Raw genomic sequence first — 21,631 nt, 5'->3', positions numbered from 1 at the left:
GGGCTGTCGGTCACCCGTTCATCGTGCCAGCAGCGATCCGCTTGGCGTCGATGCGGTCCTTCTTCGGCCAGCGGACGTCGCTCGCCCAGCCGAACTTCTCGAAGATCCAGATGAGCCGCGCGTTGATGTCGATCTGGCCCTTGTCGACGCCGTGGCGGGCGGAGGTCGGGTCGGCGTGGTGCAGGTTGTGCCAGCTCTCGCCGAAGGACAGGATCGCCAGCGGCCAGAAGTTGCTGGCCCGGTCGCCCTCGCGGGTCTCGAACGGGCGCTCGCCGTAGACGTGGCAGATCGAGTTGATCGACCAGGTGACGTGGTGCAGCAGGCCGATGCGGATCAGGCCGGCCCAGAAGAACGCCGACAGCGCGCCCTGCCACGACCAGGTGACGAGGCCGGCGATGATCGCGGGCAGCGTCGCCGACAGGATGACGATGACCGGGAACAGCTTGTCGATGCGGCGGATGTCCTTGTCGGCCATGAGGTCGGGCGCGAAGCGCTCCCGGTTGGCCAACTCGCGGTGGAACAGCCAGCCGACGTGCGCGTAGAAGAGGCCCTTGGTCAGGCCCAGGAACGACTCGCCGAAGCGCCAGGGGGAGTGCGGGTCACCCTCGCGGTCGGAGAACGCGTGGTGGCGGCGGTGGTCGGCGACCCACTGGGTCGGGTTGCCCTCGATCGCGGTGCTGCCCGCGATGGTGAGCGCGATCCGCAGTCCGCGGTTGGCCTTGAACGAGCCATGGGTGAGGTACCGGTGGAACCCGGTCCCGATGCCCAGTCCCCCGATGACGTAGAAGACCACGCCGAGCACGACGTCGAGCCAGTTCAGCCCCCAGCCCCAGGCCACCGGAACGGCGGCGAGCAGGGCGACGAAGGGCAGGACCACGAAGCCCCACAGCGCGATCAGGATGCCGACGCTCTGCTTGCCCTCGGTGAGCGGCTTCGGCGCGCGCTCCGGGGTGTCGGCGGGGGTCGGGTCAAGGACCGATACGGACATGGCACCTCTCAAGGTTCGTCGCCGGGCGGGGGCTACGCTTACGTCACCGTAACTTACGGATGCGTAGGTTCGCCAGGCGAAGCTCGTGTCAAGTCAGTTACCCCGAGTTTTGTGTGATCTTCCTGCCAGCAACTTCACCCCGACCGACTGACTTCCAGTGCCCGTAAGGGGAAGCGGCCCTGGGGACGAAACGGATCGAAGGGCAAGCTAGGCTTCCAACGCGGCGTAATGGGGTGTGGGGTAACGGCAGCCCGCAGGCCTTTGGAGCCTCGCAGTCCTGGTTCGAATCCAGGCACCCCAGCGTGTTCGCCCGCGCATCCGTGGTGTCCGGGGCGCCTGACTACGATGAGGCCGCACCGACAATCCGTCGAGGGAGCGCGCCCGTGCGAAACGTGATCATCCTGGCCGCCGGCGAAGGCAAGCGCATGAAGTCGGCGCTGCCGAAGGTCCTCCACCCCCTGCTCGGCCGCAGTCTCGTCGGCCACGTGCTGGCCGCCACGGAGTCGTTCCTGGACAACGGGACGGTGACCGTGGTGGTCGGGCACGGCGCCGACCAGGTCCGCGCCCACCTGGCGCAGGTCGCCCCGGCCGCGGTCCCGGTCACCCAGGCCGAGCAGCGCGGCACCGGCCACGCGGTCCGCATCGCGCTGGACGCCAACCCCGACATCACCGGCACGGTCGTGGTGCTCAACGGCGACATCCCGCTGCTGCGGGCCGACACGCTCGCCGCGCTCGTGCACACCCACGAGACCACCAAGGCGGCCGCCACCGTGCTGACCGCCGAGGTCGCCGACCCCACCGGCCTCGGGCGCATCGTGCGCAACCGGGGCGGCGAGTTCTCGGCGATCGTCGAGGAGCGCGACGCCACACCGGCTCAGCGGGCGATCCGCGAGATCAACTCGGGCGCCTACGTCTTCGAGGCCGCCGCGCTGCGCGACATGCTGGGCAAGCTGTCGACCGACAACGACCAGGGCGAGGAGTACCTCACCGACGTTATCGGCCTGCTGGCCGAGGCCGGCTCGCCGATCGTCGCCCACCGCGCCCCGGACGCGACCGAGACCCTCGGCGCCAACGACCGGGCCGAGCTGGCCGGCCTGCGGGCCATCATGCGCGACCGGATCAACGACGAGTGGATGCGCGCCGGGGTGGCGATCATCGACCCGGCGACCACCTGGATCGACGTGACGGCCACCCTCTCCCGCGACGCCGTCGTCGAGCCCAACACCCACCTGCGCGGCACCACGAGCATCGGCGAGGGCGCCGTGGTCGGCCCGGACACCTCGCTCATCGACGTCGTGGTGGGCGCGGGCGCCACCGTGGTGCGCACCCATGCGCTGTCCTCGGAGATCGGCCCCCAGGCCTCCGTCGGGCCGTTCGCCTACCTGCGCCCCGGCAGCAAGCTCGGTGTCAAGGCGAAGGTCGGCACGTTCGTCGAGACCAAGGCGGCGACGCTGGGCGACGGCGCCAAGGTCCCCCACCTCTCTTATGTCGGGGACGCCGAGATCGGCGAGGGCACCAACATCGGCGCGGCCACCGTCTTCGTGAACTACGACGGGGTGAAGAAGCAGCGCTCGGTCATCGGCGCCCACGCCCGGACCGGGGCCGACAACATGTTCGTCGCGCCCGTGCACGTGGGTGACGGCGCCTACACGGCCGCCGGCAGCGTCATCGTCAAGGACGTCCCGCCGGGCGCCCTGGGCGTCTCCCGGGCCCACCAGCGCAACATCGAGGGCTGGGTCGAGCGCAAGCGACCTGGCAGCGCGGCAGCTGTCGCGGCCGCTGAGGCTAACGCTGTGTTTCAGGAACGTGAAGAACACCACGTCGACCCAGGTCCGGTGGTCGAGCGGCCCGCGCCCGACGAACAATGAGGCGCAACCACGAGACCGGGAGCGGGCGACCCCAGATGGCCAGCATTTCTTCGGAGAACCGCAAGAACCTGATGCTTTTCTCCGGCCGCGGGTTTCCCGCGCTCGCCGAGGAGATCGGCGCGGTGCTCGGGGTCGACCCGACGCCCATGGACGCATACGACTTCGCTTCGGGCGAGATCTTCGTGCGGTACCGAGAGAGCGTCCGCGGCTCGGACGCGTTCGTCGTCCAGTCGATGGTCGCGCCGATCAACGACTGGCTGATGGAGTCGTTGATCATGGTGGACGCGCTGAAGCGGGGCTCCGCCAAGCGCATCACCGTGGTGCTGCCCTTCTACCCCTACGCGCGGCAGGACAAGAAGCACCGTGGCCGCGAGCCGATCTCGGCCCGCCTGGTGGCGGACCTCTTCAAGACGGCAGGCGCCAACCGCATCCTCACCGTCGACCTCCACACGGCTCAGATCCAGGGCTTCTTCGACGGCCCGGTCGACCACCTGTTCGCGATGAACACGCTGGCCGACCACATCGAGGCCAAGTACGCGGGGCGGCCGATCACCGTGGTCGCCCCCGACTCGGGCCGGGTACGGGTGGCGGAGCGCTGGACGGACCGGCTGGGCGGCTGCCCGCTGGCCTTCATCCACAAGACCCGCGACCCCTCCAAGCCCAACCAGGTGGTCGCCAACCGCGTGGTCGGCGAGGTCGAGGGCCGCGTCTGCCTGATCGTCGACGACATGATCGACACGGGCGGCACGATCGTCTCGGCCGCTGACATCCTCTTCAACGAGGGCGCGGCCGACGTCGTGGTCGCGGCGACCCACCCGGTGCTGTCCGACCCGGCCTGCGACCGCCTGGCCGCGAGCCGCATCAGCGAGGTCGTGGTGACGAACACGCTGCCGCTGCCGGCGGACAAGAAGGTGGAGAAGATCACCCAGCTCTCCATCGCCCCGCTGCTCGCCCGGGCGATCCGCGAGGTCTTCGACGACGGCTCCGTGACGACCCTCTTCGGCGGCCTGTCGTAACCCGTAGTGGCCGTTCGGTTCGCGGTGAGCGACGTGTGCACGACAGGGCAGCGTGATCTGCACAACCGGGCGGGGAGGGTGTGAACGCCGTCTGGCGTCTCGGGTAAGCTAGTGCGGTTGCCACGGCGAGGGTGCTCCCGCGGGGCCGGGCATGCGGTTCCTGCGCAGTCGCGCAAGAAGGCATGACGGTCCAGCGAGCTCCGTGATCGACGCGGTGCTCCGGGCTTGTGCCCTGCGCGCCCCCTCGCCCGAGCGCCGCACGAGACAACTGTTACCGGTCGCGCCGGCCGGTGCCCGCCGCACCAACGCATCAGGAGTTTTCTGTCGTGTCCGAGGTAAAGATCAGCGCCGAGCCCCGCACCGAGTTCGGCAAGGGTGGTGCCCGCCGCACGCGCCGGGCCGGCAAGGTGCCCGCCGTGCTGTACGGCCACGGCGAGAAGCCCCGTCACATCGCACTCCCCGCCCGTGAGTTCGCCGCGGCGATCCGCCACGGCGGCATGACCCAGGTCTTCAACATCGAGATCTCCGACGGCAGCGCCGCCCTGGCCCTGCCGAAGGCGATCCAGCGTGACCCGATCAAGGACACCTTCGACCACGTGGACCTGCTGGTGGTCCGTCGTGGCGAGAAGGTCACCGTCGACATCCCGGTGCACCTCACCGGCGAGGCGGCCCGCGACACGCTGATCATGACCGAGAGCACCACGCTGTCGGTCCTGGCCGACGCGACCAAGCTGCCCTCGGGCCTGGAGGCCTCGATCGAGGGCCTCGAGGCCGGCAGCCACGTGACCGCCGCCGACGTTCAGCTTCCGGCCGGTGTCGAGCTTGCCGCCGACCCGGCGCTGGTCATCGCGGTCATCACCGCCGCGCCGACCCAGGTCGTCGAGGCCGAGGGCGCCGAGGGCGAGGCCGCCGAGGCGACCCCCGAGCCGGTCGAGGCCTGATACACCAGCACCACCGACGAGAAGGTCGCGGGACCGCCCTGGGCGCCCGCGACCTTTCCGCATGTTCCGCATGTTCCGTTTGAGGAGAGAACGCCGTGCCGGACACCGAGCCGTGGCTGGTCGTCGGGCTGGGGAACCCCGGGCCTGAGTACGCGCGCCACCGCCACAACGTCGGGTTCATGGTCGCCGACCTGCTCGCCGAGCGGGCCGGGCTGCGCTTCTCGCGGCACCGGCGGGTCGTGGCCGAGGTCGCCGAGGGCCGGCTGCGCGTCGGCGGGCCGCGGCTCGTGCTCGTGAAACCGATGACGTACATGAATCTTTCCGGTGGCCCGGTGGCCGGCCTGGCACAGTTCTACAAGGTGCCGGTCGGGCAGGTCATCGCCGTCCACGACGAGCTCGACGTGCCCTGGACTCAGCTGCGCCTGAAGCAGGGCGGCGGCGAGGGCGGCCACAACGGGCTGCGGTCGATGTCGAGCTCGCTGGGCAACAAGGACTACATCCGGGTCCGCTTCGGTATCGGGCGCCCGCCCGGCCGGCAGAACCCCGCCGACTTCGTGCTGTCGGACTTCTCCGCGGTCGAGCGCAAGGAGCTGGACTACTTCGTGGACCGCGCGGCCGACGCCGTCGAGATGGTGATCGAGCGTGGCCTGGAGCCGACCCAGAACCAGTATCACGCGACATAAGAGCCGATAAGGGCCCGCCTGACCGGATCACCCCGATCCCCGGCCCCTGCGCCGCCGTCCTCCTTCCGGTCCCGGCGGCTCCACTTCTGGCTGGTCTCGCGCTCGCGGTTCGCGTGGAATCGAGGGGGCCGGTACTGTTCCGGCAGATACGTGTGGGCTAGGACGGTCGCGAGCTCGTGATCTTCAAGTTCCGCACGATGCTCGTGGACGCCGAAGCCCGCCTGGCCGAGCTGCGGCATCTCAACGAGGTCGACGGCGCGCGGTTCACCCGCGTCGGACGGCTTCTGCGCAAGTTTTCGCTCGACGAGCTGCCGCAGCTGCTCAACGTGCTCGGCGGCAGCATGTCACTGGTCGGGCCCCGCCCGCCGTCGCCGGAGGAGGTCGCCGTGTATCCGGTCGACGCCCGGTGCCGGTCGGCCGTGCGGCCCGGGATGACCGGCCTCTGGCAGGTGTCCGGCCGGTCGGGCCTATCGTGGGACGAAGCGGTCCGCCTCGACCCGCAGCATGTGGAGAACCGGTCGCTCTCGTTCGACCTGGTGATCATGCTGCGGACGTCGTGCGCTGTGACCCGAGGTGCTGGAGCGTACTGAGATGACCGACCTACCACCCGCCACGGACGGCGGGTTCGCGCGCTGGCTCGCCCAGCGGGCCGGCGACCTGCTGCTGAAGCTGCGCGAGGAGATCGGGTATTCCGACCCCGCCGCGCTGCGCAAGGCCGGCGACCGGCTGTCGCACGAGCTGCTCGTGGCCCAGCTGGAGCGCTGGCGCCCCGCCGACGCCGTGCTCTCCGAGGAGGGCGCCGACAACGCCGCCCGGCTCGCGGCCGACCGCGTCTGGATCGTCGACCCGCTCGACGGCACGCGCGAGTTCGGCGAGGAGGGCCGGGCCGACTGGGCCGTTCACGTGGCCCTCTACGCGAGCCGCCGGCTGGCCGCCGGCGCCGTTGCGCTGCCGGCGCAGCACTGCGTGCTCGGCACCGACTCGCCACCGCCGTTCCCGCCGATGCCGGGCGTGCAGGGCGAGCCGATCCGGCTGGCCGCGAGCCGCACCCGCCCGCCGGCGCTGCTGGCGCAGCTGGCCGAGAAGCTGCCGATCGAGCTGGTACCGATGGGATCGGCCGGCGCCAAGATCGCCGCGGTCATCGACGGGGCCGTCGACGCCTACGTCCACGCCGGCGGCCAGTACGAGTGGGACTCGGCCGCACCGGTCGCTGTGGCGGTCGCCACGGGTCTGCATGCTTCCCGTATCGACGGGACTACGTTGGAATACAACCAGCCCGACCCACGGCTACCTGACCTGGTCGTATGTCGGAAGGCACTGGCGCCGCAACTGCTGGCCGCGATCAACAGCTGAAAGGTCCCCGCCAATGAGCGGTACGAAGCGGAGCGAAGTGGCCGCTCATCATGAACTCAGTATTCAGCTCAGGCGGCGCCGGAGCGAAGCGGAGGTGACCGCGTGAGCCGCGCCCCATACCGCGTCTCCCACCTGGACGCTCTCGAGGCCGAGAGCCTGTTCGTCATGCGCGAGGTGGTCGCCGAGTTCGAGCGGCCCGTGCTGCTGTTCTCCGGCGGCAAGGACTCGATCGTGATGCTCCGGCTCGCCGAGAAGGCCTTCGCCCCGGGCCGGATCCCGTTCCCGGTGATGCACGTCGACACCGGGCACAACTTCCCCGAGGTCCTCGCCTACCGTGACCGCCGCGTCAACGAGCTCAACGTGCAGCTCATCGTGGCGAGCGTGCAGGAGGCGATCGACAGCGGCCTGGTCCGCGAGTCGGGCGACGGGATGCGCAACCGCATCCAGACGCCCGTGCTGCTCGACGCGGTCGAGAAGTACCGCTTCGACTCGCTCTTCGGTGGCGCCCGGCGCGACGAGGAGAAGGCGCGCGCGAAGGAGCGTGTCTTCAGCTTCCGCGACGACTTCGGCCAGTGGGACCCGCGCAACCAGCGGCCCGAGCTGTGGGCGCTCTACAACGCCCGGATCGCGCCCGGCGAGTCGATCCGGGTGTTCCCGCTGTCCAACTGGACCGAGCTGGACGTCTGGCACTACATCGCCCGCGAGGGCATCGACCTGCCGTCGATCTACTACGCGCACGACCGCGAGGTGGTCGATCGGGGCGGCATGCTCTACGCGATCAACGAGTTCCTGCCGCTGAAGGCCGGCGAGACCCCGTTCACCGAGCAGGTCCGCTACCGCACGGTGGGTGACGCCTCGTGCACGGCGGCGGTCCGCAGCGACGCGGACACGATCGAGAGGGTCATCGCCGAGGTCGCCGCGACCCGCATCACTGAGCGCGGCGCGACCCGCGGCGACGACAAGGTGAGCGAGGCGGCGATGGAAGACCGCAAGCGTGAGGGGTACTTCTAGAGTGACCGCCGTGATCGAACGCCAGATGGACCTGCTCCGCTTCGCGACGGCCGGGTCCGTCGACGACGGCAAGTCGACCCTGATCGGGCGCCTGCTGTACGACTCGAAGGCCATCTTCGAGGACCAGCTGGAGGCCGTCGAGGCCACCTCCCGCTCCCGCGGCGACGAGTACACCAACCTCGCGCTGCTCACCGACGGCCTGCGGGCCGAGCGGGAGCAGGGCATCACGATCGACGTGGCCTACCGCTACTTCGCCACTCCGCGGCGGAAGTTCATCATCGCCGACACCCCCGGGCACATCCAGTACACGCGCAACATGGTCACCGGCGCGTCCACGGCTGACCTGGCGCTGATCCTGGTCGATGCCCGCAAGGGCCTGGTGGAGCAGTCCCGCCGGCACGCCTTCCTGTGCTCGCTGCTGCGCGTGCCGCACCTGGTGCTGTGCGTGAACAAGATGGACCTGGTCGACTACTCGCAGGAGGTCTTCGAGCGCATCGCCGACGAGTTCACCTCGTTCGCGGCGAAGCTGGAGGCCCCCGACCTGACGGTCATCCCGATCTCCGCGCTGCACGGTGACAACCTGGTGACGCGCAGCGAGAACATGCCGTGGTACGAGGGTCCGTCCCTGCTGCACCACCTGGAGCACGTGCACATCGCCTCCGACCGCAACCTGGTCGACGTGCGCTTCCCGGTCCAGTACGTGATCCGCCCCCAGTCCACGACGGTGGCGGACTACCGCGGCTACGCGGGCCAGATCGCGTCGGGCGTGATGAAGCCGGGCGACGAGGTCATGGTGCTGCCGTCGGGCTTCACGACCCGCATCACGAACATCGAGACGGCCGACGGCGAGCTCCAAGAGGCCTACCCGCCGATGTCGGTGACGATCCGTCTCCAGGACGAGATCGACATCGCCCGCGGCGACATGATCTGCCGCCCGAACAACGCCCCGTCGGTGGCCCAGGACATCGAGGCCATGGTCTGCTGGATGGACGAGACCCGCCCGCTGACGGTGGGCGGAAAGTACGCGATCAAGCACACGACGCGATCGGCCCGGACGGTGGTACGGGGTCTGCAGTATCGTCTGGACGTCAACACGCTGCACCGGGACGAATCAGCCACGCAGCTCACGCTGAACGAGATCGGTCGCGTCCGGCTCCGCACGACGGTCCCACTCCTCGCCGACGAGTATCGCCGCAACCGCACGACGGGCGGCTTCATCATCATCGACGAGACCACCAACCGCACGGTCGGCGCCGGCATGATCATCGAGGCCGCGTAACGCTTGTTCCTGGCTCGGGTCCGCGGAAGTTACGACCGTCGCTCCCGCCAGACACCGCTCGTGGCGCCGGTGCATCCGCCCCGGCGCCACGGACGCTGCCATCGCCGTCGCCCCAAGAACCCGCGACCTCCGGCCGCGCCGGACGCCCGCGCGTGGTCGCGCCCCGCGGCTCCTCCCGCCTGCCGGCTGCATCCATGATCGATGGCGACTTTTGGCTGCCATGGCAACCAGAACTCGCCATCGATCATGGGCCTGACTCGCCCACGCCGGCGCCGCCCCCGGTTGCGGTCAAGCCGGCCCAAGATCGGCAACTCTGCGCCTTGAACGCCGATCTTGGAGCCTCTGGACGATGCCCGGGTCCGGGAGGTCGTGGGCGGCAGGACCCGCTGATGGCCACCACCGAAGTGTGTACGGCATTCGGAGCGGAAACCGCGATCATCGAGGGGCGGGCCATGATCCAGGGAAACTTCTGGTTGTCAACGCAGCCAGATGGTTCCCATGATCATGGGGCCTCGGCCGCTCCGGGGAACAGCGACGCATCCGGCCAGGACATGCGGAGCTTGCGCGGCGTGCCGTTCAGCCGGGCCGGGTCGCCGTCCACGATCGCCGTTTCGACGTGCGCCGCGCCCGATGCCAGGTAGAACGCCTGGGCCGCCCGGTTCTGCTCCAGGACCCACAGGTACAGCGCCCGCGTCGAGGCCTGCGAGGCCGCCGACCGGGCGGCGAGGGCCAGCAGCCGGCGGCCGATGCCCGTGCGGCGCAGCGCGTTGGTCACGTGCAGGTTGTCGACCAGGCTTCCCCAGCGCGGGTCCTGGTCGAACCGCACGTGGGCGAAGCCCAGCAGCCCGCCCTCCGACGACTCGGCCAGGATGGTTGCCGTGCCGGCCCGGGCGGCCAGCCGCGCCGACCAGACCGACCGGCGGTCGGACTCCACGTCGCCGTCGAGGAACGCGTCGGAGTACGCGCCCCGGTAGTGGCGCCGCCAGCTGTCGGCGTGCAGGGCCGCCACCCGGGCGGCGTCGTCCGGAAGCGCATCGCGAAATTGCACGCGGTCGATCCTTGCAGGCATCCGCGCGACGTCATCCGGATTTCCCATCAGGTCGGCGAGCGGGGCGGAGGGACCGGCCGGGCGACCGCGACGCGGGCCACCCGGCGGCCCTCGACGGTGCGGACGTGCAGGTGCCAGCCGTCGTGGCGGACCTCGTCCCCGACGGTCGGCAGCTTGCCGAGCCGGGCCATCACGAAGCCGGCCACGGTCTCGTACGGGCCGGCGGGCAGGGTCAGCCCGGTGCGCTCCGCGAGGTCGGCGAGGTTCAGCAGCCCGTCGACCTCGTCGACCCGGTCCGTGGGCGGCGGCGGGTCGTACTCGTCGCGGATCTCGCCCACCAGCTCCTCGATCAGGTCCTCGAGGGTGACGATGCCGGCCGTCCCGCCGTACTCGTCGACGACGACCGCCAGGTGGTGCCCGCCCCGGCGCATCTCCGACAGCGCCGTCAGCACCCGCTTGCTCGCCGGCAGGCGGTGGACCTCGCGGGTCAGGCGCCGCAGCGGGACGGCCGGGTCGGGGGAGGGCAGCAGCGTGAGGTCGCGGACGTGGACGAAGCCGAGGACGTCGTCCGGATCGCCGTCGATGACGGGGTAGCGGGAATGCCGCGCCCGCCGTACCAGAGCGATCGCCTCGGGCAACGTGAGCTGGCCGTCGAGGAAGACCACCTCGGTCCGCGGCACCATCACCTCGCGGACGTGGCCGGAGCCGCTGTTGGCCGTGATCAGCGACCTGAGCTCGGCCTCGCTGACGTGCGGCGCCTCGGGGGTAGCGTGAAGACGGCGTGCCCAGCGCCGCAGCAGGGCAGCCACAGCCTGCCGTATGGTTCCGGGGGCAGGCTCCGGCATGGACGAATTGTAGGCGTCCCGCTCCCGGTCATTCACCGGCGAAGTGTAAATTTGTTGGTTCACGATGACTTTTGTGGAGGTAGGCCGTGAGACTGCTCGTGACCGGGGGCGCCGGCTATATCGGCAGCGTCGTCACCGCGCTGCTGCTTGATGCCGGGCACGAGGTGGTCGTGCTCGACGACCTCTCGACCGGCCATCAGGAGGTGGTACCGCAGGGCGCCACCTTCGTCCGCGGCCGCGTCCACGACGCCGTCGCCGACGTGCTCACGCCCGACTTCGACGGCGTGCTCCACTTCGCCGCCTTCATCGCGGCGGGGGAGAGCGTCCAGAAGCCCGAGAAGTACTGGGACAACAACGCCGTCGGCACGCTGCGCCTGCTCGACGCGATGCGCACGAACAACGTCCGGCGCCTGGTCTTCTCCTCGACGGCGAACGTCTACGGCGACCCCGACACGGTCCCGATCCCGGAGACGGCCGCCGTGCGCCCCCCGAACCCGTATGCGACCTCGAAGCTCGCCGCCGACCACGCGCTGACCGGCGAGGCGATCGGCCACGGCCTGTCGGCGGTGAGCCTGCGGTACTTCAACGTGGCCGGCGCCCTCCGCCGCGAGGACGGCTCGATGATCGGCGAGCGGCACGACCCGGAGACCCACCTGATCCCGATCGCGCTCCAGGTCGCCGCCGGCCGCCGGGAGAAGCTCCAGCTCTTCGGCGACGACTACGACACGCCGGACGGCACCAACATCCGCGACTACATCCACGTCGCCGACCTGGGCGCCGCCCACCTGCTGGCCCTGGCCACGATGGACGGCCCCGGCCACCGCGTCTACAACCTCGGCAACGGCAACGGCTTCTCCAACCGGCAGGTGGTCGACGTCGTCCGCACGGTGACCGGCCACCCGATCCCGGTCGAGATGGCCCCGCGCCGCCCGGGCGACCCGGCCCAGCTGGTGGCGTCGTCGGAGAAGGCCAAGCGCGAGCTCGGCTGGGCGCCGCAGCACGTCGACCTGGCCACGATGGTCGGCGACGCCTGGGCGTACATGAACTACTGAGCGTCCAGCTTCTGCCAGGTCAAGCCATCGACCGAGAACGCCGTGTAGATGTTCGACATCTCGTACGCCACGTAGCCGGCCTGGGTCCGCGCCAGCCGATTGGTCTGGTGCAGGCCCTCCAGCCGGTGCCAGTTCTCCCCCCGGTCCTCCGACACCAGCCAGTGCCCGACGCCGTCGACGATGAGCAGGCGGCCGTCGAGCATCGGCACCGCCTCGCCGCCGATGGTGGCATTGCCGGCCGTCGGGTGGACCGGGCCCCACGTGACGCCCCCGTCCGCCGACGAGGCCACGCCGAGCAGCCGGGCGGGAGTGGTCGCCGGGTCCACCAGGAAGGCGTACACGTCCGTGCCCAGCATCGCCACCCGGGCCTGGCCCGGCACGTCGAACTTGCGGGTCGTCCAGTTCCGGCCGTCGTCGCGGGAGACCGACAGCGCCGCCTGGCCGCCCGAGCTGCCGCCGACCCACCAGGACCCGTCGCCGGCCCGGACCGGGGACGTCCAGCACACCGAGATGTCGGAGGGCTGCTGCGGCGGCGTGATCAGCCCGGTCGGCGTGACGGCCAGGAGCGGCTGGCCGCACCCGGTGCTGTAGAGGTGGGCGGCCCCGGACAGGGGAGTGGTCGCCGGGGACGTCGAGGACACCAGCCAGGGGTCACCGACGGCGACCGTGGTACCGGAGACCAGCGCGACCTGCGAACCGGTGACCACCAGGGCCGGCACCGAGGCGAGGTCCGTCGAGCCGAGCGGGGCGGGGACCGCCTGCAGGGACCAGGTGCGGCCGCCGTCGGTGGTGGCGTAGACGCGGTTGGTGCAGCTGCCCGCGCAGTCGGCGGTGAGCAGGAAGCCCCGGTCGGCGTCGACGAACTCGACGTCGCGGATCGTCCCCGGCAGGTCGGTGGGCAGGTGCGCCAGGCCGTTGACCGTGACGTTCTCGGCGGTCCAGACCCCGGCGGGGTCGTTGGAGGCGCCCGGTGGCTGCGGCGGCTCGCCGCTCCCGCCGGCCCCCATGACGGCGACGCCGCCCGCGATCACGGCAGCCACCGCGGCGACCACCCCGCCCTGGGCGAGGCCGCGGCGCCGGCGCAGCGCCGCGGCCCGCGCCGTGATCACCGCGAGCGGCGGCTGGTCGATGTCGAGCCGGTCGCGCTCCGCGCGCAGCCGGGTCCCCAGCGGGTCAGGCACTGGTCACCTCGGCTCGATAGCCCGGCAGCAGCGCGGCGAGCGCCGCGCGGCCCCGGGACAGCCGGGACTTGACCGTGCCCGCGGGTACGTTCAGCGCGGCCGAGATCTCGTCCACGCTGAGGTCGGCGTAGTAGTGCAGCACGATGACCTCCCGGTAGCTGCGTGGTATGGCGTCGAGCGCCTGGGTCAGGTCGGCCCGGTCGGGCTCGGGACCGGTGCTGGTGAGCGCCGGCCGGTCCCGGAGCAGGATCAGGTCGAGGACCTTGCGGCGCCGCCATCGCCGGCGGACGACGTTCAGCGCGACGGTGCGCAGCCAGGCCTCCGGGTTGTCGATCCCGGTGAACCCGCCCGGCCGTGCGACCGCCCGCGCGAACGCCTCCTGGACGACGTCCTGCGCCTCGGTCAGGTCGGTCGTGAACGCGTAGAGCTGCGTGACCAGCCTGCGGTAACAGGCGTGGTACACCTCGGCCACGTCGCTCACGATGTACACGATCCCCCGGGCGGCTCCCCGGTTCCCGTCAGTTCGGCAGCACCGTCGCGGAGAGGGTCGCCTCCTGCCACGCCCGGGCGTCCTGCGAGACCCGCGGCGGCGAGCCGAGCGCCGCGAAGCCGTTCTCGACCGCGGCGAGCGGGCCGCCGGGGCCGGCGACGACGCCGAAGTGCTCGCCGTCGAGGCTCTCCAGGAAGACCATCTCGCTGTTGCCCTGGATCCACATGACCAGCGAGCGGTCCGGGCGGGTCAGCACGCCGAAGCTGCGGCCGACGAGCCCCTTGTCGCTGGTGAACTGGGCCGGCAGCTCGATCTTCGTGCGCACCTCGAGCCAGCTGTCGCCGCCGTCAGCGGTACGGAAGAACCGGATGCTGTTCGGATAACGGACGAACGCGAACGCGACGGTGCCGTCGAGCGTCGCGACCGTCGGGACGTCGAGCCCGGCGGGCGCGTCGAGCTTCCGCGCGAGCCAGCCCCGCCCCTGGTCCTTGCTCACCGCCACGGCCGGCTGGCCGGTCCCCAGGTCGGCGCCGGCCACCCACCAGCCGGCGGCCTTGGGCAGCCCGCCGGCGAGCGCCCGCCGGGCCATCGGCGGCTGGCTGGCGAGCAGGCTCAGCGCGCCGTCGCTCGACCGGAGGCCGAAGAAGTCGCCGTACTGCACCAGCTGCACCGCGGTGTCGCCCTGCTTCAGCACCAGCCGGTCGCTCGGCCCGACCACCGGCGAGCCGCTCTCCACGGGCTGCGTCGAGGCGTCGGCCGCGTCCACGCTGAACCGCACGGAGGTGCGCGAGCCCCCGCCCACCTCGCCGCTCAGCATGAACGTGTTGCCGACGATGCGGACCAGCTCGACCGACTCCAGCCTGTCCAGCGGGGACTGGCGCAGCGCGTCGAGCACGAACGGGGTGCGCCGGTCGGCCGAGCCGTCCCGCAGCATGGTCACCTGGAGGCTGCACCGGCGGTGCTGCGGCACCTCGACGCAGACGTCGACCGCCACCACCACACTGTCGGGCAGGGCACCGGCCGCCGCCCGCAGCGTCGTCGTCGACGGATACCGGCTGGCGGCCGAGACCACCGGGCTCGGCGACCAGGCTTCGCCGAGGTCCGGGTTGGGGCCCAGGGCGGCGGGCGTGGGCCGGCCGAAGATCCCGGCCAGGGCGACCGGCGCGAAGACGGCGAGCGTGCCGACGAGCGCGCCGACGACCGCCATCCGGTCGCGGATCCGCACCCGGCCGGCGCGGCGGTAGAGCGTGCTGAAGTCGGGCACCCAGGTGGCCGCCTCGATCTGCGCACGGAGGGCGCGGAAGTCCAGCTCAGGGCGCATCGCGCACCTCTTGCTGTACCTCTGGAGCCTCCACCCGCCGCCGAGGCGTCTCCGGCTCGCTCTCCCCGTCGCTGAGCAGGGTGGCGAGCATGGCCCGGCCCCGCGAGAGCCGCGCCTTCACCGTGCCCACCGGCACGCCTAACGCGTCGGCCACCTCGTGGACCGACATGTCGGCGAGATGGTGCAGCACGATCGTCTCCCGCGTCGCCTGCGACAGCTGTTGCAGCGCAGCGACCAGCGCGACCCGGTTCGGGTCGACGCCCGGCACGCTCTCCACCGGCCGGGCGACGCGGCCGCTGCGCACCAGTGTGTCGAACAGTCGGCGGCGCCGCCAGCGCGTCCGTGCAAGGTTCATGGCGACGGTGCGGAGCCAGGCCTCCGGGTCGGCCACGTCGAGGAACTGCCGCGGCCGGGCGAGCGCCCGCGCGTACGCCTCCTGGACGAGGTCCTGCGCCTCGGCGTGGTCGCCGGTCAGCGCGTAGAGGGCGGCGACGAGCCGGCGGTAGTGCGCCTGGTACGCGTCGCGGACCGCTTCGCGCGCTTCCAGCTCCTCGCCCACGCCGCGCCACCTCCCCCTCGTCGTCACGCTATCCAGACAGACGCCTGTGTGGCTCATCCGGTTGCGCCTGACAGAATGGCCGACATGTCGTCTCCGGCCCGACCGCGCGTGCTCTCCGGGATTCAGCCCACCGCTGACTCATTCCATCTGGGCAACTACCTCGGTGCCCTGCGCAACTGGGTCGCGATGCAGGAGACGCACGACACGTTCTACTGCGTGGTCGATCTGCACGCGATCACCATGGGCCACGACCCGGCGCTGCTGCGCAAGCGCACCCGGGTGAGCGCCGCCCAGCTGCTGGCCGTGGGACTCGACCCGGAGCGCTGCACGCTGTTCGTGCAGAGCCACGTGCCGGAGCACGCGCAGCTCGGGTGGGTGATGGGCTGCATCACCGGATTCGGTGAGGCCAGCCGGATGACGCAGTTCAAGGACAAGTCGCAGAAGCAGGGCGCCGACCGCTCCAGCGTCGGCCTGTTCACCTACCCGATCCTGCAGGCGGCCGACATCCTGCTCTACCAGGCGGACGCGGTGCCGGTGGGCGAGGACCAGCGGCAGCACCTGGAGCTGACCCGCGACCTGGCGCAGCGCTTCAACACGACGTTCGGCCAGACGTTCACCGTGCCCTCGCCGTACATCATCAAGGACACGGCGAAGATCACCGACCTCCAGGAGCCGACGGCCAAGATGTCCAAGTCGGCGTCGACCGCCAACGGCCTGGTCGAGCTGCTGGAGGACCCGGCGAAGGCGGCCAAGAAGATCAAGTCGGCGGTCACCGACACCGGCCGCGAGATCGTCTTCGACCAGGCGAACAAGCCCGGCGTCTCCAACCTGCTGACGATCTACGCCGCGCTGACCGGGCGCACCATCGACGACCTCGTCGCGGCGTACGACGGCAAGGGCTACGGCGACCTGAAGAAGGACCTGGCACAGGTCGTCGTCGATTTCCTCAAGCCGATCCAGGAGGCTACCAACCTGTACCTCGACGACCCGGCGCAGCTCGACAAGTTGCTCGCGATCGGCGCCGAAAAGGCGCGGGCCGTTGCCGTGCCGACGCTGAAGACGGTGTACGACCGCATCGGGTTCCTCGCGCCCGGTGCCGCACACTGAGGTGGACAAAACCACCATCGGCGTCGCCATCGACATCCCCGACCCCTGGGGCAGCGAGCTGACCGCCGCCCGGCTGGCCGCCGGTGACCCGGTCGGCGCGTATGTGCCCGCCCACGTCACGCTGCTCGGCCCGACCGAGATCGACGCCGGCGACCTGCCGGAGATCGACCGGCATCTGGCCGCGGTGGCCGCCCGCCACCCGGCCTTCGGCCTGCGGCTGCGCGGCACCGGGACGTTCCGGCCGGTGACCCAGGTGGTGTTCGTGGCCGTCGCGGCCGGGATCAGCGAGTGCGAGCAGCTGCACGCGGCGGTGCTCTCCGCGGCGGCGATCCGGGCGGACGTCCGCTTCCCGTACCACCCGCACGTCACGGTCGCCCACGACGTGGCGCCGGAGCAGCTCGACGCCGTCTTCGCCGGCCTGGCCGGCTACGAGGCGGCGTTCGCCGTCGCCGGGTTCACGCTGTTCGAGCACGACGACGGCGGTCGATGGCGTTCCCATGCGGAGTACCGCCTCGCGACGGACGATTGAGGGGTGGGCCTGTTCGACCGGCTGGAGGCCGGCTTCGACCGGGCGGTTGCCGCGGGGCGGCGCCGCTCGCGGATGTTCGATCACGTCTGGCGTGCGCAGCAGCGGTACTTCGACGTCGACGCGGCCCGGCTCGCCGCCGCGACCGCGTACTACGGCTTCTTCGCCGTTTTCGCCATGGCCGTCGTCGCGTTCTGGATCCTGGGCCGGGTGCTCGGCGGCAACCAGGCGGTCGTCGCCCGCGTGCAGGTCTATCTCCAGGCCAACCTGCCGCAACTGCACTCCGACGAGATCTTCGCCGGCAGCCAGCAGATCGGCATCATCGCCCTCGTCGGCCTGATCATCGCGGGCGTCGGCTGGGTGGAGAACCTGCGCTCCTCGCAGCGCGCGCTGTGGAAGCTCCAGGAGCACCCCGGCAACGCGATCGTCCGCTGGCTGGTGGACCTCGGCGTCCTGGTGGCGCTCGGCCTGCTGCTGCTGATCTCGATCGGCATCTTCGCCGGCGTGCAGGAGCTGCTGTACTGGCTGGCCGGCGACTTCGAGCAGGACCCGGTGCGCGTCGCGCTGCGCGGGACGTCCTCGCTGCTGTCCGGGATCGTCGACCTCATCCTGGGCGCGGCCCTGCTGGTCGGGGTGCCCCGGCTCCGGATGTCGCTGCGCCGGCTGTGGCCGTCCGCGCTGCTGTTCGCCGTCGGGCTGGGCCTGCTCAAGACCCTGGGGAAGTGGTACATCACGCGGACCGAGCACAACCCGGCCTACCAGCTGGTCGCCGGCACCATCGGGCTGCTGCTGTACATGTACCTGCTGCACCAGCTGCTGCTCTTCGCCGCCGCGCTGTCGGCGACCAGCCCGCACGGCCGGGTGAAGGACCTGGCCGGCGGCCGGCCCCCCGCCGACGTCCGGGCGGCCGAGCACGCGGCGCAGCTGGTCGAGGAGGCGGCCGAGACCACGGAGCGGGCGGCGCGGATCGTGGCTTCCGGCGGTTCGGCGCCGACCGAGCGCTCCGACCCGTCATGATGGGCGCCGTGGGTGCACTCGTGACTTTGGACCTGCCGGCCGACGCGCCGGCGCTGACGCTGCCGTGGATCATCACCTTCGGCCCGATGGACGACGAGGAGGAATGGGAGCCGGTCGTCTGCGGCCCCTACGAGCGGGCGCACGCGCTGGCCCTCGCGGAGGCGGTCGTCGCCGACGAGGACCTGATGGCGGTGGTCGAGCCGCTGCAGCCGCACGTGACCGTGGCCCAGATCCAGGGCGACATCGCCGCCTCGCGGATGGCCGCCGAGAACGAGGACCTGGAGACCGCGGCGCTGGACGAGGAGCTGGGCGACCACCACCACGACCACGATCACGACCACGAGGACGACGACCACACGCACGAGCCGCCGTCCGTCGATGACATTCGTGCCGGTTTCGCACGGATCGCGGCGAAACTCACGTCCTGATCCACGCCGTCGTGCCTTTGGCGAGCTCGTCCGTCACGGGCGAGCTCGCCGCAGCGGTGCTTTCGCCGGCGAGGCCGTGGCGTGGACCGCCCCAATCGGCGATCACCCGCGACGCCCATGATCAAGGGAAACTTCTGGCTGCACCAGCGACCAGATGTTTCCCATGATCATGGAGTCGTTCGGCCCCGTCGGCCTCAGGTCCGCCGGGGGCCGCGCTCTCCACACTCAAGATCGGCGTTTGGGGTGGCGAGCGCTCGGCCCGGTCGACGCGGAGGGTCAGGTGTGGGCTTTCAGGGCTGACAGGAACCAGGTCCAGCGGTGGGTTGTCGTCGGGATCGGGGGCCAGTCGTTGATCACGGCCATCAGCTGCCAGTAGCGCTCCGCCCGCGGGTCGATCGCCAGTTCCAGGCCCTCGATCAGCTCCGTGCGGTACGCGGCGTCGTCCACCCGGTCGAAGGCCGCCGTCCAGCGGGCCGTCACCGATGCCACCACCGCGGCCGCCGCCGGGTCCTCCGGGGTCACCCCGCGATCCATCGCCGCCGCAATGTGGTCAGTAAACCATGAAATGTCGGATATTTCGGTGGGCACCGACCTCGGCGAAGCCGACGGGCCGAACGAGCGGCGGCCCATCTCCCGCAGCCGGTCGCGGAAGGAGGGCTCCCGCACGAGCGACGCCAGCTCGATCCACGCGTCCACCTGCTCGTCCGTCGGATCGTCCGGCAGGTCCGGGCTCGCGCTGCGCATCATGCCGGCGAACTTCGCCGCCTCCTCCGAAGCGGCGGTCGGCAGGTCCGCGAAGATGCTGTCGAAGAACTCGTCGACGATCCGCCGGCGTTCGTCGGCGGACGCCTGGGCGATGCGGGCCATCCGCTCCAGCTCCGCAGGTGAGGGGTCGCGGCGCGCCACCGCGCGCAGGGCCGCCCGGCGCAGCCGCAGCACCCGGATCTGCACGCTGATCGCCTCGGCGTGGGCCGCGGCGACGCTCGCCAGGTCGACCCCGTTGTCCAGGACCCGGCGGATGGTGGCGATGTCCAGGCCCAGCTCGCGCAGGGTGCGGACGAACTCGAGGCGCACAAGCGAGCTGTGGTCGTACCGCCGGTAGTTGGCATGCGATCGCTCCGCCTCCGGCACCAACCCGACGTCCGAGTAGTACCGAATCGTCTTCACCGGCAGTCCGGTCAGGCGGGACAGCTCCCCGATGTTCACGCCACCCAGCATCGACCCTCCAGTAGGGGGAGAGTCAACGAGCCGCTACCTTGCGCTGGTGGAAGCGTTGCGTCTCATCCTGCTCTATGCCCACCTCATCGGGTTCGCCCTGCTGCTCGGTGGTGCTGTCACGCAGTACATTGCGAAACCCCTCCGGATCAACAGCGCCATGGTCTGGGGCGCCGGGATCCAGGTCCTGACCGGCCTCGGGCTGGCCGCTCCGCTGCGGGGCGGCGGCGACGCGGAGCCCGACCCGGCCAAGCTGGCCGTCAAGGGCGTCATCGGACTGATGATCTTCGTCATGGCCTTCTTCTCCCGCAAACGGGACGTGGTCAACACGGGGCACTTCCTCGCATTGGTTGGGTTAACGCTGGTTAACGCCGCCGTTGCGGTCTTTTGGAGGTAAACCGCGTGTTACAAGATCTATCTCAGTAGGTCCGACCGACTGCTGGCACGTCACGGCCCTATAACGCACTCCTCCCAACCCGGCAGCGAATGGCGGAACTGTCGGTGGGAAGGCGTACGCTCCCGCCGTTGGGTTCACCGCGTTGGGGCGGTGCTTTGGGAAGGGAGACCGTCTTGCGCCGAGTGCGTGGGATGAAGGTTCTCGCGGCCGCCGCGGTGGCGTTTGTCGCGTTGGGCACGGCCGCTTGCGGCGACGACAGTGACACGGGGACGAGCGGCGACAGCAGCGCGCCCGCCAAGAAGAACGTCAAGGTCGGCCTCGCCTTCGACATCGGCGGCCGGGGCGACAAGTCCTTCAACGACTCCGCCGCCGCCGGTCTCGACCGGGTCAAGAGCGAGCTCAATGTCGAGGTCAAGGACCTCGCAGCGGTCGCCGGCGAGAGCGAGAACGACAAGTACGCGCGGCTGAAGCTGCTCTGCGACAACGGCTACAACCCGGTCATCGCGGTCGGCTTCGTCTATGACGGCGCCGACGCCAAGAACGGCCCGCTCGCCCGCGCGGCGAAGGACTGCCCGAAGACGAAGTTCGCCATCGTCGACGGCGGCACGACCGCCGACAACGTGGCCGACCTGGTGTTCGCGGAGGAGCAGGGCTCCTTCCTGGTCGGTGCCGCCGCCGCCCTCAAGACGAAGTCCGGCACGGTCGGCTTCATCGGTGGCTGCCAGGTCGACCTGATCAAGAAGTTCGAGGCGGGCTTCGCGGCCGGCGCCAAGGCTGCCAAGGCCGACGTCAAGGTCCTGACCAACTACCTGTCGACCCCGGCCGAGGCCTGCAAGGGCTTCAACGACCCGACCGGTGGCAACACGGCCGCCAGCGGCATGTACGACCAGGGTGCGGACGTCATCTACGCGGCCGCCGGCGGCTCCGGCACCGGCGTCTTCGAGGCCGCCAAGGCCAAGAGCAAGCTGGCCATCGGCGTCGACTCCGACCAGTACAACACCGTGACCGACGCGAGCCTCAAGGCCGTCATCATGACGTCGATGCTCAAGCGGGTCGACAACGCGGTCTTCAACTTCGTCAAGGACTTCGCCGACGACAAGTTCAAGGCCGGCCCGACGGTGTTCGACCTCAAGGCCGACGGCGTGGGCTACGCCACCTCCGGTGGGCAGGTCGACGACATCAAGACCAAGCTCGACGCGTTCAAGGCCGACATCGTGTCCGGCAAGATCACGGTGCCGACCAAGTAGTAGTAGACATCCGGTGTCTGGCGGGGGACTGTGATCCGGTCCCCCGCCAGCACGTGTTA

General features: G+C 70.8%; 22 protein-coding genes, 1 tRNA gene and 1 pseudogene. 16 read left to right on the top strand and 8 right to left on the bottom strand.

Going from position 1 to position 21,631, the window contains the following annotated elements; all coding sequences use genetic code 11:
• Nucleotides 1–10: 10 nt before the first annotated feature.
• Nucleotides 11–988, bottom strand: coding sequence for an acyl-CoA desaturase (locus ABZS66_RS30580; protein WP_354763655.1), 978 nt, complete (start codon nucleotides 986–988; stop codon nucleotides 11–13).
• Nucleotides 989–1,217: 229 nt separating this feature from the next.
• Between ABZS66_RS30580 and ABZS66_RS30575 the strand changes: the two genes are divergently transcribed.
• From ABZS66_RS30575 to cysN, 9 genes and pseudogenes are all read left to right on the top strand, one after another.
• Nucleotides 1,218–1,289, top strand: a tRNA-Gln gene (locus tag ABZS66_RS30575).
• A gap of 82 nt (nucleotides 1,290–1,371) precedes the next feature.
• A complete protein-coding gene (gene glmU, locus ABZS66_RS30570; protein ID WP_354763653.1) occupies nucleotides 1,372–2,856 on the top strand; it encodes a bifunctional UDP-N-acetylglucosamine diphosphorylase/glucosamine-1-phosphate N-acetyltransferase GlmU in 1,485 nt (494 codons plus the stop codon).
• A gap of 35 nt (nucleotides 2,857–2,891) precedes the next feature.
• The gene (locus ABZS66_RS30565) at nucleotides 2,892–3,872 is read left to right on the top strand and encodes a ribose-phosphate diphosphokinase (protein WP_190257873.1); all 981 of its coding nucleotides are present in this window, start codon (nucleotides 2,892–2,894) and stop codon (nucleotides 3,870–3,872) included.
• Between the two features lie 326 nt (nucleotides 3,873–4,198).
• Nucleotides 4,199–4,813, top strand: coding sequence for a 50S ribosomal protein L25/general stress protein Ctc (locus ABZS66_RS30560; RefSeq protein ID WP_354763651.1), 615 nt, complete (start codon nucleotides 4,199–4,201; stop codon nucleotides 4,811–4,813).
• Nucleotides 4,814–4,908: 95 nt separating this feature from the next.
• Nucleotides 4,909–5,496, top strand: coding sequence for an aminoacyl-tRNA hydrolase (pth, locus tag ABZS66_RS30555; protein ID WP_354763649.1), 588 nt, complete (start codon nucleotides 4,909–4,911; stop codon nucleotides 5,494–5,496).
• Nucleotides 5,497–5,549: 53 nt separating this feature from the next.
• A pseudogene (locus tag ABZS66_RS30550) lies at nucleotides 5,550–6,086 on the top strand (sugar transferase); the annotation flags it as partial.
• A 1-nt stretch (nucleotide 6,087) separates the two neighbouring features.
• On the top strand, nucleotides 6,088–6,849 hold the full coding sequence (locus ABZS66_RS30545; RefSeq protein WP_354763647.1) for a 3'(2'),5'-bisphosphate nucleotidase CysQ: 762 nt from the start codon (nucleotides 6,088–6,090) through the stop codon (nucleotides 6,847–6,849).
• A gap of 102 nt (nucleotides 6,850–6,951) precedes the next feature.
• The gene (gene cysD / locus ABZS66_RS30540; RefSeq protein WP_354763645.1) at nucleotides 6,952–7,860 is read left to right on the top strand and encodes a sulfate adenylyltransferase subunit CysD; all 909 of its coding nucleotides are present in this window, start codon (nucleotides 6,952–6,954) and stop codon (nucleotides 7,858–7,860) included.
• A gap of 10 nt (nucleotides 7,861–7,870) precedes the next feature.
• Nucleotides 7,871–9,139: a sulfate adenylyltransferase subunit CysN gene (gene cysN, locus ABZS66_RS30535; protein WP_354763643.1), complete on the top strand. Its 1,269-nt coding sequence runs from the start codon at nucleotides 7,871–7,873 to the stop codon at nucleotides 9,137–9,139.
• Between the two features lie 502 nt (nucleotides 9,140–9,641).
• On the opposite strand, the gene ABZS66_RS30530 is transcribed toward cysN, so the two are convergent.
• The gene (locus ABZS66_RS30530) at nucleotides 9,642–10,187 is read right to left on the bottom strand and encodes a GNAT family N-acetyltransferase (RefSeq protein ID WP_354763641.1); all 546 of its coding nucleotides are present in this window, start codon (nucleotides 10,185–10,187) and stop codon (nucleotides 9,642–9,644) included.
• A 47-nt stretch (nucleotides 10,188–10,234) separates the two neighbouring features.
• Nucleotides 10,235–11,032, bottom strand: a complete 798-nt coding sequence (locus ABZS66_RS30525) for a hemolysin family protein (protein ID WP_354763639.1) — start codon at nucleotides 11,030–11,032, stop codon at nucleotides 10,235–10,237.
• Between the two features lie 86 nt (nucleotides 11,033–11,118).
• On the opposite strand from ABZS66_RS30525, the gene galE reads away from it, so the two are divergent.
• Complete coding sequence (gene galE, locus ABZS66_RS30520) at nucleotides 11,119–12,084, top strand: UDP-glucose 4-epimerase GalE (RefSeq protein WP_354763637.1); 966 nt, start codon at nucleotides 11,119–11,121, stop codon at nucleotides 12,082–12,084.
• On the opposite strand, the gene ABZS66_RS30515 is transcribed toward galE, so the two are convergent.
• Genes ABZS66_RS30515 through ABZS66_RS30500 form a run of 4 tightly spaced genes read right to left on the bottom strand, consistent with a single transcriptional unit; the run spans nucleotide 12,078 to nucleotide 15,635 of the window.
• Nucleotides 12,078–13,265 carry a sialidase family protein gene (locus tag ABZS66_RS30515; RefSeq protein ID WP_354763635.1) on the bottom strand — a complete coding sequence of 396 codons (1,188 nt, stop codon included), beginning with the start codon at nucleotides 13,263–13,265 and terminating at the stop codon, nucleotides 12,078–12,080. The genes galE and ABZS66_RS30515 overlap by 7 nt on opposite strands.
• On the bottom strand, nucleotides 13,258–13,746 hold the full coding sequence (locus tag ABZS66_RS30510) for a sigma-70 family RNA polymerase sigma factor (RefSeq protein WP_354763633.1): 489 nt from the start codon (nucleotides 13,744–13,746) through the stop codon (nucleotides 13,258–13,260). The genes ABZS66_RS30515 and ABZS66_RS30510 overlap by 8 nt, the downstream gene beginning before the upstream one ends.
• A 37-nt stretch (nucleotides 13,747–13,783) precedes the next feature.
• Nucleotides 13,784–15,076 carry a hypothetical protein gene (locus ABZS66_RS30505; protein ID WP_354763631.1) on the bottom strand — a complete coding sequence of 431 codons (1,293 nt, stop codon included), beginning with the start codon at nucleotides 15,074–15,076 and terminating at the stop codon, nucleotides 13,784–13,786.
• Complete coding sequence (locus ABZS66_RS30500) at nucleotides 15,066–15,635, bottom strand: sigma-70 family RNA polymerase sigma factor (protein WP_354763629.1); 570 nt, start codon at nucleotides 15,633–15,635, stop codon at nucleotides 15,066–15,068. The genes ABZS66_RS30505 and ABZS66_RS30500 overlap by 11 nt, the downstream gene beginning before the upstream one ends.
• 75 nt (nucleotides 15,636–15,710) lie before the next feature.
• On the opposite strand from ABZS66_RS30500, the gene trpS reads away from it, so the two are divergent.
• Genes trpS through ABZS66_RS30480 form a run of 4 tightly spaced genes read left to right on the top strand, consistent with a single transcriptional unit; the run spans nucleotide 15,711 to nucleotide 18,713 of the window.
• Entirely contained in the window at nucleotides 15,711–16,742 is a 1,032-nt protein-coding gene (trpS, locus tag ABZS66_RS30495; protein WP_354763627.1) for a tryptophan--tRNA ligase, read from the top strand.
• A gap of 1 nt (nucleotide 16,743) precedes the next feature.
• Nucleotides 16,744–17,271 carry a 2'-5' RNA ligase family protein gene (locus ABZS66_RS30490; RefSeq protein ID WP_354763625.1) on the top strand — a complete coding sequence of 176 codons (528 nt, stop codon included), beginning with the start codon at nucleotides 16,744–16,746 and terminating at the stop codon, nucleotides 17,269–17,271.
• Between the two features lie 3 nt (nucleotides 17,272–17,274).
• Nucleotides 17,275–18,285, top strand: coding sequence for a YhjD/YihY/BrkB family envelope integrity protein (locus tag ABZS66_RS30485; RefSeq protein WP_354763623.1), 1,011 nt, complete (start codon nucleotides 17,275–17,277; stop codon nucleotides 18,283–18,285).
• A gap of 8 nt (nucleotides 18,286–18,293) precedes the next feature.
• Nucleotides 18,294–18,713, top strand: coding sequence for a hypothetical protein (locus tag ABZS66_RS30480; protein ID WP_354763621.1), 420 nt, complete (start codon nucleotides 18,294–18,296; stop codon nucleotides 18,711–18,713).
• 276 nt (nucleotides 18,714–18,989) lie between these two features.
• Here ABZS66_RS30480 and ABZS66_RS30475 read toward each other — a convergent pair whose 3' ends face one another.
• The gene (locus ABZS66_RS30475; RefSeq protein ID WP_354763619.1) at nucleotides 18,990–19,919 is read right to left on the bottom strand and encodes a MerR family transcriptional regulator; all 930 of its coding nucleotides are present in this window, start codon (nucleotides 19,917–19,919) and stop codon (nucleotides 18,990–18,992) included.
• A 58-nt stretch (nucleotides 19,920–19,977) separates the two neighbouring features.
• Between ABZS66_RS30475 and ABZS66_RS30470 the strand changes: the two genes are divergently transcribed.
• Both ABZS66_RS30470 and ABZS66_RS30465 read left to right on the top strand, forming a co-directional pair.
• The gene (locus ABZS66_RS30470; protein WP_354763617.1) at nucleotides 19,978–20,325 is read left to right on the top strand and encodes a hypothetical protein; all 348 of its coding nucleotides are present in this window, start codon (nucleotides 19,978–19,980) and stop codon (nucleotides 20,323–20,325) included.
• A gap of 191 nt (nucleotides 20,326–20,516) precedes the next feature.
• Nucleotides 20,517–21,572: a BMP family ABC transporter substrate-binding protein gene (locus ABZS66_RS30465; RefSeq protein ID WP_354763615.1), complete on the top strand. Its 1,056-nt coding sequence runs from the start codon at nucleotides 20,517–20,519 to the stop codon at nucleotides 21,570–21,572.
• The last annotated feature ends 59 nt before the right edge of the window (nucleotides 21,573–21,631 follow it).

Origin of the sequence: Dactylosporangium sp. NPDC005572 (assembly GCF_040605515.1) — a bacterium.
GTDB lineage: Bacteria > Actinomycetota > Actinomycetes > Mycobacteriales > Micromonosporaceae > Dactylosporangium.
Note: the sequence above shows the minus strand (reverse complement) of the source record. Positions and strands in the feature narration are given on the sequence as shown.

Bases quoted from the DNA above. Each gene is read 5' to 3' on its own strand.
- ABZS66_RS30580 (WP_354763655.1), bottom strand. From the start codon at position 988: ATGTCCGTATCGGTCCTTGACCCGACCCCCGCCGACACCCCGGAGCGC.
- ABZS66_RS30565 (WP_190257873.1), top strand. From the start codon at position 2,892: ATGGCCAGCATTTCTTCGGAGAACCGCAAGAACCTGATGCTTTTCTCC.
- ABZS66_RS30545 (WP_354763647.1), top strand. From the start codon at position 6,088: ATGACCGACCTACCACCCGCCACGGACGGCGGGTTCGCGCGCTGGCTC.
- ABZS66_RS30525 (WP_354763639.1), bottom strand. From the start codon at position 11,032: ATGCCGGAGCCTGCCCCCGGAACCATACGGCAGGCTGTGGCTGCCCTG.
- ABZS66_RS30505 (WP_354763631.1), bottom strand. From the start codon at position 15,076: ATGCGCCCTGAGCTGGACTTCCGCGCCCTCCGTGCGCAGATCGAGGCG.
- trpS (WP_354763627.1), top strand. From the start codon at position 15,711: ATGGCCGACATGTCGTCTCCGGCCCGACCGCGCGTGCTCTCCGGGATT.
- ABZS66_RS30465 (WP_354763615.1), top strand. From the start codon at position 20,517: ATGAAGGTTCTCGCGGCCGCCGCGGTGGCGTTTGTCGCGTTGGGCACG.